Here is a 12,136-nt window from a genome sequence, read left to right as displayed (position 1 = left end):
AGTTGAACCATTCTTGCTTAAGGTTAAAATATTAGTGCTTTCATTTAATGTCAAACTCTGGATTTCATTACTTGAATCAGCATCACCAGCATCCTTGATATAGCCTAAAGCTTGAATATCTTTATCGCTCAATTTAGTATCATCCAAATATGGAGTCAAATCAATTGTTTTAGTTGAACCATTCTTGCTTAAGCTTAAAACATTAGTGCTTTCATCTAATGTCAAACTCTGAATCTCATTACTCGAATCAGCATCACCAGGATCCTTGATATAGCCTAAAGCTTCAATATCTTTATCACTCAATTTAGTATCATCCAAATATGGAGTCAAATCAATTGTTTTAGTTGAACCATTCTTGCTTAAGCTTAAAACATTAGTGCTTTCATCTAATGTCAAAGTCTGGATTTCATTGCCTGAATCAGCATCCTTAATGTAGCCTAATGCAGTAATCTCTGCATCACTTAATTTTGTATCTACATTCAAGTATGGTGTCAAATCAACATCTGTAGCTAAATCAATATTGGTAATGGTAAGAACATTTGTTGCTTTATTTAATGATAAATCCTGAATCTCATTTTTCGAATCGGCATCGGCATCAGCAGCCGATTTGATATAGCCCAAACCTGAAATATCTGAATCAGATAATTTTGTATCTACATTCAAATATGAACTTAAATCAATTGTTTTGGTTGAACCATTATTACTTAAGCTTAAAACATGAGTACTCTCATTTAATGTCAAACTCTGAATCTCATTACTTGAATCAGCATCACCAGCATCCTTGATATAGCCTAAAGCTTCAATATCAGAATCAGATAGTTTTGTATCAACATTCAAATATGGAGTCAAATCAATTGTTTTGGTTGAACCATTCTTGCTTAAGGTTAAAATATTAGTGCTTTCATTTAATGTCAAACTCTGGATTTCATTACTTGAATCAGCATCACCAGCATCCTTGATATAGCCTAAAGCTTCAATATCTTTATCGCTCAATTTAGTATCATCCAAATATGAACTTAAATCAATTGTTTTGGTTGAACCATTCTTGCTTAAGGTTAAAATATTAGTGCTTTCATTTAATGTCAAAGTCTGGATTTCATTACTTGAATCAGCATCACCAGCATTCTTAATATAACCTAATGCAGTAATCTCTGCATCACTTAATTTTGTATCTACATTCAAGTATGGTGTCAAATCAATATCAGTGGCTAAATCAATATTGGTAATGGTAAGAACATTTGTTGCTTTATTTAATGATAAATCCTGAATCTCATTTTTCGAATCTGCATCGGCATCAGCAGCCGATTTGATATAGCCCAAACCTGAAATATCAGAATCACTTAGTTTAGTGTCAGTATCGGTATTATCAAGATACTTACTTAAGTCAATGGCTTTGGCTGATCCATTATTTGTAATCGTTAGAATGTTAGTCGTTGAATTCAAAGCCAAGTCCTGAATCTCATTAGCTGAATCGGCATCAGCATCATCAGAGTTTTTCACATAGCCTAAAGCTGTTATTTCTTCATCTGTCAAGTGAGTATCATTATCTCCATCTGAAATATATCCAGGTACATTTTTCAAATCATTATAATCTCCTGAAAATACATTTTCAGCCGTTTTTGCAGAAAGGGCAAACGGAACACTTAATAAAGGACTTGTCCCCACATATGAATAGTTAACACCACCTGTTTCATCAATTTCAATCTTTAATGCGTATTTTCCTTGCGACCAATCCACGGAAGCAAAAGCATCATCTTCCTTCTCTCCTATTTTTAAATTTATTAATCCAAAGGCATTAGTCGTGGTTTCGAATTCCTCTTCATAAACTAAAAAACTGCCATCCTGAAGAATTGATACTCTAACACTAATCTTTGAATTAGAGATAACATTTCCTTCAACATTTCGAACCACTGCCTGATAATTGAACTTCTGTGGCACCTGACAAACTGCGCTGTTTAATAAAAAGATTACAGTACAGAATAATAGTAGTATTCTTTTCATATTTTGATTTAAGCTTCTCATTATTGGCTAGTATTTTACGATTTTGAATGTTTGAATTAAACTTTCTTTAGCGAATACTTTCAAAAAGTAAACTGCTGAAGACAAGCCATGAAGAGAAATCTCTGTTGTGGGTGTGACAATAGTTTCACGTTTAATTACAACTCCCTTAATATCACATATGGAATATTTCAGCGAATGCAATTCATCGAACCGTTTAATGATTAAATGTAATTTCCCCTTTGTAGGATTAGGGTAAACAATCAAGTCAATGTCAAATTCTTCTCCTGTATCAACTTTTTCAATCTCAATCAAACTTTGGTGTAAACCTTGAGTAAGAATCAAATTTGAATTATCTATCGTCTGAATACTTAATTCACCTAATGTCCAACTCAGCTGAAGGGTCTCTGTTTTATGGGAATTACCACCAGTGCTTATTACTTCTTGCGCATTTGAGACATTAAAAACCGAAGTAAATAAGCAGATTAAAACCAATTTATTTCCACCCTTTATCCCTCTCATACTTTTACAATTCTTATTCACAATAATATTTTATATAATGATAGTTCACAAAACTATACTATTATCATATAAAAATACACTGTCAAATCTGTCAAGTTTATCCGCCGACTTAAAAACTTCATTATACTGACAATACAACACATCTAATTAAATAGTCAAATGTTTATATCATTAAGCAAAAAAGAATCAAAAAATGTGACACTAGATTCAACATAAGTGTATTTTTCAAACGAAACAATTGGCACAAAAAATAGAAATCCAAAAATGAACTTCCATTGTTCTTAAAAACGGCCTCCTCATTATCGCCCCGATAACAATGACGAAGTTTGGGAAATAAGGTTTAAACTTTCCCACATGGAACATCATCCTAACAGTCTATTTAACATAAGAAAGAGAGCAACCCCACCCCTTTCGATAATCCACATTTTCAACTCGTTACAAACATTAAAGTATTAGCTAGTCAAACTCAGTTATTATCACTAACAAATAGGTGGTAACTTGTAGTATGAGTTGAAAAAGTATATAAAGAAGTTATTGTAGCCATAGTGAAAAGCCATGGTATAGCAGTTAGTTATATTAGTTGACAGCAATTAAAAAGTCGTGATAATATTTTAAACAAGATATCACAAAAGGTGTTAAAGAAATAACATCAATATTGATGTTATAAACTAGTGTGGCATATTAGTAAATATGAAAGCATATAATATTAAAAACTACGGAGAGCCTGACAAAGTTCTTAGGCTTATAGAGGCCGTACAAGCTGAACCTAAAAATACCGAGGTTCAGGTTAAAGTTTGTGCAACAACGATCAATGATTACGATTGGTGCATTACCACCGGAAAGCCTTTTGTTTATCGTCTGTTCTTTGGGATATTTAGTCCCAGAAAAAAATTAAGGATACCAGGAATGGAGGTCGCAGGAATTGTGGAGCAGGTCGGAAATAAGGCGACAAAGTTTAAAGCCGGTGATGCCGTTTACGGTGACATCTCAGCATTCGGATTTGGCAGCTTTGCTGAGTTTCTTTGCATAGATGAGAAAGCACTGGCCCGAAAGTCAGATAGCATGAGTTTTGAAGAGGCAACTAGTATTCCACACGCAGCAATGCTTGCCCTACAAGCTCTGCGGAATGTGGGACAGATTAAAGATGGCCAGAAAATCTTGATCAATGGCGGCGGCGGCGGTGTTGGTTCATTTGGAATTCAAATAGCAAAACTTTACAAGGCAGACGTTACAGGGGGCGATACGGGTGAAAAATTAAAAGCGATGGAAACTCAAGGGTTTGACAAGGTAATTGACTATAAAAAAGAAGACTTTACTAGGAGTGATCAGCAATATGATCTAATCCTTGATTGCAAGACCAATCGATCGCTCTGGAAATATTTAAAGGTTCTTAAACCGGAAGGAAAATACGTTTCAATAGGTGGTAAATCAGGCAAACTGTTGCAAATGTTTTATATGAGTCCGATACTAAAATTATTTAGCAAGAAACGTGTGCACATGGTCATGTTGAAAGCTAATCAGGACTTGGAGTACATCAATCAGCTTTATGAGGACAAGAAGATAAATTGTGTTATAGATGGTCCTTATCCTTTTGACAAAATACCTTGGGCGATTCAACGATTTGGGGATGGACTGCACAATGGTAAAATTGTAATTTCAGTAATCTAACAGTGCCACAACAAGGGCTAAAATTCATTGCGACGGAATTTTATAATCGAAAAATCCTACCATTAAACAATGGCTTGGTAATGGCGGAATAGCCCACCCCTTATAGCCAAATAAAAAACTAAAAATGGAAGAAATCATGACTCAACATATTTCAACTATCTTTTAAAAAGGAATATAAAAGCAATGGCAAATCCTGAAAAATTCAACATCTCTCCGAAGAAGGCAGCAAAAATAAATTCCTTGATCGGTCGCATAGATACCATCATTGAGGCAGCATTTGAAATGGAGAAGCTGTATGGAAAAGAATTGGAAAAGGTACATCCCGAATACCAGGAGAGTGCGCGTAACCTTATCCATTACCGGGCCTTGCGAAGTCATGATTTGAATGAGCTTCAAAAAGGTTTGAGAAATATGAGCATGTCCAGACTTGCCAGGGTACAGAGTCATGTCCTGAGAAGTCTTTATCTCAATCGGGCTATTTTAAAATCATTTTTGGGAAAGGAAATGAAAAATAGTCGCAAGGGTGTTTCCTATAAAAAAGCGAATCGGCTATTGAAGACGAATGCCAAAAGCTTGTTGGGCTACCGTTCAAAAGGTCGTCGTACCCGTATTATGGTGACGCTACCCAGCGAAGCTGCTAATGACTATGACATGGTGAAGGACATGATAGCCAAGGGCATGAATTGCGCCCGCATCAATTGTGCCCATGATGATAAGCAGGCCTGGGCAAAAATGATCAAACACGTACGCAAGGCCTCGAAGCAATTAAATAATATTTGTAAAGTGACGATGGATCTGGCTGGTCCTAAAATACGAACGGGGCCCTTGGTGGGCGGGCCCAGGGTAAGAAAATTGAGGCCGGAAAAAAATGAACGCGGAGAAATCGTTCAGCCATTACAAATTTTGATATCGGATCAGGAAGTTGATACCAGCGGCATGCCCCTGCTACCATTAAGCAGTGAAGATTTGAAAAAGTTGGCACCAGGTGATGTGTTGTCGTTCCGGGATGCCCGAAATAAAAAACGGGAATTAGAAATCATTGAAACACATGACAATGGCTTGATCGCTCTCTGTTTTAAAACAACATTTCTGGAAACAGGCATTGAACTGTACACAAAAAAGGATAAGAAAGAAGCCATTGTTAAGGTGGGTGTTATTTCAACGATTGAAATGCCCCTACTTTTACAAAAGGGAGACCTTTTAAGAGTTGACCGGGAGGTGTTGGCTGGGGAATCGGCTCGCTATGATGCGCAGGGGAAATTGATTTCTGTGGCACATATTTCCTGCACAGCACCAGAAGTTTTTGATGATTCAAAAGTGGGCGAACCTGTTTTGTTTGATGATGGTAAGATGGGCGGGGTCATCAAATCCATTCAGAAAGAGTTTGCAGAAATTGAGATCAAGCATACTGCTGAAAACGGTAGTAAACTGAGAGCCGACAAAGGGATGAATTTTCCTTTGAGTCACCTAAGCATTAGCGGGCTTACACAAAAAGATATATTGGATCTCGACTTTGTTGTAGCACATGCGGATGTCATTAATTTGTCATTTGTAAATAGTCCTTCCGATATCCGGCAACTGTTGAATGAGTTGAAAAAACGAAAAGCTAAAAGCGGTCTGGGCGTGATTTTAAAAATAGAGACTCAAAGAGGCTTCAACAAGCTAACGGAAATACTTTTGGCGGCTATGCAACTTTATCCCATCGGTGTGATGATTGCCCGCGGTGATCTGGCGGTGGAATGTGGTTGGAAAAATATGGGTCGGGTGCAAATGGAAATTCTTTCTTTTTGCCAGGCTGCGCATGTTACGGATATTTGGGCGACTCAGGTTTTGGAGAATCTGGCGAAACGAGGTGTCCCTTCAAGGGCAGAAATTACAGATGTAGTGGAAGCCCAACAAGCTGACTGCGTGATGTTGAATAAGGGGCCTTTTATTTTGGATTCTATTAAGTTGCTGGATAGTATACTAAAGAATTTGGAGCCGTACCGTGAGAAGAATGTTAGTTTTTCGCCCTCGCTTTCGGAGGCGGATTTGGGGGATAGGGGCTAAACTGAATGCGATCCGGGGTGAAGCGGGCTGAACCAGAACTTCATCAATCGCAAATGGTACCTAACTCACCTATCCAATCGGTGTAACTCTTGTTAAAATAGAAGAACTCTTTGATAAAATGACTTTACTCTTGTTTCCAAGAAGATGACTGTTCCTTAAAACAGACAGGCTGATTTATCAAATAACTTAAGGCTTCCGTACGAACAAAAAAAAGCTGCTCCTTTCGGAACAGCCTCTCAGTATATTAATGTTTCTTGCAAAAGCAAACCGCCACTACTAGTCAGCAACTTACAACGATCGGGTTACAAATAAGAAACAAACATTTTCAAAAAAGCAATAACTTTCCGTTTTGGAAAATGAAAATATTGATGTCAGTGGAGATATCACCGGTTATTTCTCCCCTCTTTCATTTGAATGACCAATTCATATAAATATGAATACTCATCTTAACTTCCATTTTCACTTTTCCCGTGTAAACCTGTAAACCACACATGTAACTAACACGTAAACACACAACTATAGGTTTACATAGGATCTTGTGATCAAATTGCTCCATTGTATCAGATTCATCTTCGTCAATACATTCTAACAATTTATTGTAATATTTATCATTTTTAATCAGACGAAAGCAAAGTGCTGTTTTATCAGAATCTTTCAATTCCTTTAAATAGGTAATTGCCAACTGAGTAAACTCCTCAAAGTAATGATTATGCGATTGGCCATCTTAAAAAGCTAGTATAAGGTTGACATCGGAAAATTCCCCATTTGCATCAAAGTGTTTGTAAAATATTCCATCAATATAAGTCTTCAATGGTAAGATTCCGGTTATCAAACGAATGTTTTGTTGTTTGACCATTGATAGAAAGTCTATAGGTGTATTGGGTAGGTCGCTTACAATTATTTAGGTAATCAAATTCGGTTTCTACAATAACATTAGCACCATTAATGACTGCATTTTTAATGGAGGTTTCTAAACCACGCCATTCACTACTATGGTTGACCCTATATGCTTGAGGAAAAATATTAATGGACTCGGGCAACCCACCAGCAGAATCAGCCAATATATGACCACCCTCATTATTAATCTGCCGGGGTGTGTTTGGATTGGTATCTTCGTCTTTACACATTAAGGCTTTGGTTTGCTCGTCGTTTAATCGTTGACGATAAATAGCCTTTACCCAATGTTGAGTTTTAATTGTTCTACCCAAGTTATCTGTTGTAAACCAATGTATATTTTCCTGATCTGTTATTTTATAGGTCGCATTAGGCAGCAAAGCAGTATGACTTAACAATAGATTACGTCTACCACAGCTGCTGCACCTGCCGTAGTTACGCTTGCAGCTTTCCCCACGTCCTCCTTGCTCACACCTTCGTTCATAATACTAATTTTTAAATGATTATTAATGCTCAATTCTTGAGCTATCTTTTAATTATAATGCTAAGGTATGGCGAGGGTGGGACGAGGAGTGGGCTAGGTTACCTTTTTTCCACTTCTTTAATAAATTCTTGCTCTATTTCTTCAGCTCGTTCTGCTGAAATACCCAAGCTGTCTCTTTCTTTATTTAAAAGTCTCCTTTCACTGGCTGAGATTTCACCATCGTCCTCTAAACAAAACTTGATTTCTTCGATATAAGTTAATTCAGTTTCGTTGTAACTTGTAGTTTTATTTGACAATCCAACATCACCTAACTCTCTTGCTCTTTCTTCGCTAATACCCATCTTTTTAGCTAGTCTTAGCAAGACTCTCCAGTCTCCTTCTTCTAATTGTCCATTCTCAGAAGAATCTTTTATTTCCTGAATAAATTCTAATTCCTGTTCGGAATAACTAGCATCGGCAAGCAAGGATTGCTCAACACTCAAAGCTTCCTCTTCGCTAAGACCTAATTTCTTTCTTTTACGTTCAAGAATTCTTCTTTCATCTTCGTCAATTTGGCCATCATCTTCGAGCATGAATTTTATTTCTTCAGAATAAATACCCAACTTACTCTGCTCTTGATTTGACCTGTTTAACTCTGGAGCATTATTAATAGTTGCAGCTAATTCCTTAAGCGTTTCAATAGGTGCAAATTCAACGCTTATTTTCCAATCTGAAGTTTCATTCTCCTCAAAAATTGATTCTGTTTCGTAATTAACACTAGCTTCAATATTAGCCAATAAAGATTTAAAATCAGCTTTTATACTTAGCAATTCATTTTGAGAAATGAGTTTAGTTTGCTGAGTAGAAATAACATCGTGATGCTCTAAAATATTCCCATTTATTCTTTGTTCGAATAAACGTTTCCAAGCAGCAGTTTGTGGATACCAAACTAAATTTTCAGGTAAATATGGTTTTTTAGTTGGAGAGAAAGTTTGGTTTCGAGCAATTCTCTGATTAAAAGTCTGAGCAATTTTGCTCTTTTTATCTATACCAACATTAGCATTAACATTTACCAATCTGGATCCAACATTAGCTTCAACATCAAGGGAAGACTTACGCTGACTATCACTGTTTTGTCCAGTAATATTTTCAATTGAGAGTTTCGTAGCACCCATGCATTGAAGAATATAACTGTATTCATTTATCTTATCTAAGAGCAATTCGAACTCATAATTTTCTATAGGCATATAGGTTTCTGCCGAATAAGGGTGCCCGATATAAAGCGTATTTTCAATAGGATGCCCCATTGGCAAACTAATATCAGGTAGGTCATTCTTTTTAACCACCAAAAATTTATCTGATGATAAATCAGAGAGATTCTCATCTATGCAGATTAGTTTTCGTTGATTGTATGGAATTGTTATGAATTTGTCTCTATAATCATTATACGATTCAGTTATGAGTTCACCAGCTCTTTCCTGATCATTATTCTGCTTAAAATTATTTACTGAGAGAGCTTCTCTGAGAGCTTGGTAATAATCTTTTTGTTCATAATGCAAGTATGTTTTCGAATCCAATAATTCATATAAATAATCGGCAGATACATTTTCGTCTAGCTCCTTCTCAATAATTAACCTAGCCTTTTCATATCTCTTAAGTTTTATAAGAAGATTTATAGCATCCATTGTAAATGCTGTACATTCTCCATACTTCTCGGCAAAACCAATACACAAATCAAGAGCCTCCTGATATTCTTTTTTTTCTACTCTATCTTTAATCCCTATTATATATTTTTCAAATATTATTGATCTTATTTCAGAATTAATTTTCTCTAATAGAGTAGATATTTGCTCTTGTTCTATGTTGTTAAAATAAAAATCACCGTAATAACGATATTTGTTATTATTAAGTGGTTGAAACATTATGTGCGACTCTTCTTCATTAAAGGATATTTCTGAATTAACCCAATTGTGGGACCTTTGAGAATCATTTTCAAAATGCTGTATATCTTGATAATAAATATCTTTGGACATAGAAGCTCTTTTGTTTGTAATTATTGTGGTAAAATAATTATATCTATCGTCATATCCAGTATCTTCCTCTTTGTGTGAAAATAGGAGGTGGACATATTCTTCTCTCTCTAATTTATGAGAATTAGCAATATGGTCAATAAAATCATTTTGTGAATCATCAAGATTTTGTAGAATGCCATCTTTGGGGCGATAAACTCCTTCGGGTTCAAATATTGAGGAGTTTTCTTCAATGCACTGTGAAATTATATCGTTAATTTTTTCCATATTTTAAGCTTGTGTTATTTGGATTTATTTTATTTTATTTGCTTGATTCACTTTGTTATATTCACTACACAGTCTCATTAAATTACTAAGCTTTTTTTTCAAATCTGCATCAAGAACAATTGCATCTTTACCAAAAGAGAACTTTGGTTTTGGTACAGCTAAAGTGAACAACTCTTGATATTTTACACAAAATGCTTCGTTGGTTTTATTTAAAACCCTTGACACTTCAATTGAGCGTTTCGATGAAGCTGAAAGTTTAGGAATAGATCTACTTGCACTCTTAATATATTTTTTCAACTCCAAAACGTTTTCTTGAACCTCTTTTCGTTTTGCAGCAGTCTTACCAAACATATCAATAGCTTCGGAGATTAATGAAGCCCCCATTTCTACGCCAACATTAATAGCCTCTCTCTTAACATCAACCTTTGTAATCGTTTCTTTAGATTCAAGACGTGATAGCGATTTATCAATAGAAACAAAGGCTTGATCGGAAATAGCTTCCAAATTTTGTGAATAATCTACTTCGAGTTTCTTTTGTTTTAATTGACTCGAATCAATATTTATATCCAAAATAATATCTTTAAGCAATTCCTGGTCCTTACTATTCAGATTTGACTTAATCCTAGCAATAAGGTTCTTTGTCATACTCAGGTTCCGCAACGCATCTTCTCTTTCAACTTTTAAAATTTCTACCAACTCATTATTATGAGTATGTAAACTTCCATACACTTTTGACAGCCTATCAGAATAATTAGCGATTTCAATATATTCTTCAATTTCCTTTTCGAGCTTACCGTGCTGCCCTAACGTAACTACATTTTCAAACCAGCCCATTTTGTTCTAATTTTAAAGATTCAAACTCAGGTGTTAATTTTGCAATACTTTGCTCTATACTTCTTAGCTTCTCTGCTCTTTCAATTGCATCTACATTACTAATACCTTTCTGTACTGTATAATTACTTTGCTTAACTTGATAAGGGATTGTAAGCATATCGTATGAGAGCATCACAACTAATAGTGTGAGCACACAAATATTTATCAAACTTGGTTCTAGACTGTAAAGGAATAATCTCATGTCAGATATATAGGAGACTATTTCGAAATTATTGTACAGAAATAGTGTGAAAATTACTAATGAGAATAAAATATAGCGATACGATCGTAAAGCAATTAAATGACCTCCAAAAAGAAAACTCCAGGCAAAATATAAGTACACCTTTTTAGTTTTAAGATTATCAAAGGTGTATTCGTTCTTAGTTAGAATAAAGACACCTACTATAATGAATCCAATGAGGTAAAACAAAAAATATTTGTATTTATAAAAGAAGCCATTGTTCTCCCATATAATATTCGCTGCAGACTGAGAATCATCATACGATTTTTGAATATCATCTATCATCAAATAAGCTTCTGCTCTCTTTTTCAAAACATCAGTATCCTTTTTATTTAACGATAGATGATCTGTAAAATTCACTATGGCTTCCTCATTATCACCTAACTCGAAGTTGCAGATTCCCTTATGGGCAAATACTTCAGTATAAAGTTTATCCCATTCAGGTATTTTGTTGAAATCAGCCAATGCTTGTGAATATTGCTCGGTAGATAAATACAAGCAGCCTTTCTTAAAATAGATATCTGAATTCCCTTCACCTCCAGAGAGTTTTACAAATTCCTCTAAATCGGAAATACTTTTACTATTATTACTAACAACACTATATGCATTTCCTCTTTTAAGATACAAATCTACATTTGCAGGCTCAATATCGAGAGCAATTGTATAGTCAGCTATTCCATCTTCAAGATCATTGTTTTTGCAAAAATAATCACCTCTTAAGGTATATGCTTCAATATCTCTACTATGAAATTTCAAGTAATTATTAATATCATCGATAAAATCATCATCTTCTTCTGCTGCAAGTTGAACGATTGCTCTTTGTTTATAGGAAGAAGATGAATCACCAACAAGTTTAATTGCGTCAGAATAATCATCGATAGAGCTATCAAAATCCTTTAGTTTAAAATAACAATGAGCTCTTAATAAAAAAGATTTCTCAATTGTATCAGTAATATTATTAGCTAGATTGAGTTTCTCAATAGCAGCTTCAAACTGACTACCGTCACTTAACCCTAAAGCTTCACTGTATAGTTTATTGTATTCGTCAATTTGTTCTTTTGGGGTTCTATCGTCACCGCACGAACATATTAGCAATAAAATGCTAATCAATAATATTACATTTTTCATAAG

9 protein-coding genes are annotated in these 12,136 nt (G+C 35.0%); 2 read left to right on the top strand and 7 right to left on the bottom strand.

All coding sequences use genetic code 11. The features are described from left to right. A partial coding sequence (locus tag ACXR6G_RS18465) for a hypothetical protein (protein ID WP_458362935.1) occupies window positions 1-2,001 on the bottom strand: 2,001 nt, incomplete at its 3' end. A gap of 27 nt (window positions 2,002-2,028) precedes the next feature. After that, the gene (locus tag ACXR6G_RS18460; protein ID WP_458362934.1) at window positions 2,029-2,520 is read right to left on the bottom strand and encodes a T9SS type A sorting domain-containing protein; all 492 of its coding nucleotides are present in this window, start codon (window positions 2,518-2,520) and stop codon (window positions 2,029-2,031) included. Between the two features lie 690 nt (window positions 2,521-3,210). Between ACXR6G_RS18460 and ACXR6G_RS18455 the strand changes: the two genes are divergently transcribed. Both ACXR6G_RS18455 and ACXR6G_RS18450 read left to right on the top strand, forming a co-directional pair. Next, window positions 3,211-4,188 (top strand): NAD(P)-dependent alcohol dehydrogenase, encoded by a 978-nt coding sequence (locus ACXR6G_RS18455; protein WP_458362933.1) that lies wholly within the window; start codon window positions 3,211-3,213, stop codon window positions 4,186-4,188. Window positions 4,189-4,371: 183 nt separating this feature from the next. Continuing rightward, window positions 4,372-6,237 carry a pyruvate kinase gene (locus tag ACXR6G_RS18450; RefSeq protein ID WP_458362932.1) on the top strand — a complete coding sequence of 622 codons (1,866 nt, stop codon included), beginning with the start codon at window positions 4,372-4,374 and terminating at the stop codon, window positions 6,235-6,237. A gap of 406 nt (window positions 6,238-6,643) precedes the next feature. Here the strand turns inward: ACXR6G_RS18450 and ACXR6G_RS18445 are convergent, their stop codons facing one another. The 5 genes from ACXR6G_RS18445 to ACXR6G_RS18425 form a co-directional block, all read right to left on the bottom strand. Further along, window positions 6,644-6,919 (bottom strand): hypothetical protein, encoded by a 276-nt coding sequence (locus tag ACXR6G_RS18445; protein ID WP_458362931.1) that lies wholly within the window; start codon window positions 6,917-6,919, stop codon window positions 6,644-6,646. A gap of 112 nt (window positions 6,920-7,031) precedes the next feature. After that, on the bottom strand, window positions 7,032-7,529 hold the full coding sequence (locus ACXR6G_RS18440; protein WP_458362930.1) for a DNA/RNA non-specific endonuclease: 498 nt from the start codon (window positions 7,527-7,529) through the stop codon (window positions 7,032-7,034). A 184-nt stretch (window positions 7,530-7,713) separates the two neighbouring features. Then, window positions 7,714-9,891 (bottom strand): hypothetical protein, encoded by a 2,178-nt coding sequence (locus ACXR6G_RS18435; protein ID WP_458362929.1) that lies wholly within the window; start codon window positions 9,889-9,891, stop codon window positions 7,714-7,716. Window positions 9,892-9,915: 24 nt separating this feature from the next. Beyond that, complete coding sequence (locus ACXR6G_RS18430) at window positions 9,916-10,725, bottom strand: hypothetical protein (RefSeq protein ID WP_458362928.1); 810 nt, start codon at window positions 10,723-10,725, stop codon at window positions 9,916-9,918. Further along, window positions 10,712-12,133, bottom strand: coding sequence for a tetratricopeptide repeat protein (locus ACXR6G_RS18425; protein WP_458362927.1), 1,422 nt, complete (start codon window positions 12,131-12,133; stop codon window positions 10,712-10,714). The genes ACXR6G_RS18430 and ACXR6G_RS18425 overlap by 14 nt, the downstream gene beginning before the upstream one ends. Window positions 12,134-12,136: the final 3 nt, after the last annotated feature.

It is taken from the genome of Ancylomarina sp. YFZ004, from assembly GCF_054254355.1.
The sequence above is the reverse complement of the archived record's forward strand: the minus strand, read 5'-3'. Positions and strand labels throughout refer to the sequence as shown.

Excerpts from the sequence above, each read along its gene's own strand:
- ACXR6G_RS18460 (WP_458362934.1), bottom strand. The coding sequence starts at position 2,520 with ATGAGAGGGATAAAGGGTGGAAATAAATTGGTTTTAATCTGCTTATTT.
- ACXR6G_RS18455 (WP_458362933.1), top strand. The coding sequence starts at position 3,211 with ATGAAAGCATATAATATTAAAAACTACGGAGAGCCTGACAAAGTTCTT.
- ACXR6G_RS18450 (WP_458362932.1), top strand. The coding sequence starts at position 4,372 with ATGGCAAATCCTGAAAAATTCAACATCTCTCCGAAGAAGGCAGCAAAA.
- ACXR6G_RS18435 (WP_458362929.1), bottom strand. The coding sequence starts at position 9,891 with ATGGAAAAAATTAACGATATAATTTCACAGTGCATTGAAGAAAACTCC.
- ACXR6G_RS18430 (WP_458362928.1), bottom strand. The coding sequence starts at position 10,725 with ATGGGCTGGTTTGAAAATGTAGTTACGTTAGGGCAGCACGGTAAGCTC.
- ACXR6G_RS18425 (WP_458362927.1), bottom strand. The coding sequence starts at position 12,133 with ATGAAAAATGTAATATTATTGATTAGCATTTTATTGCTAATATGTTCG.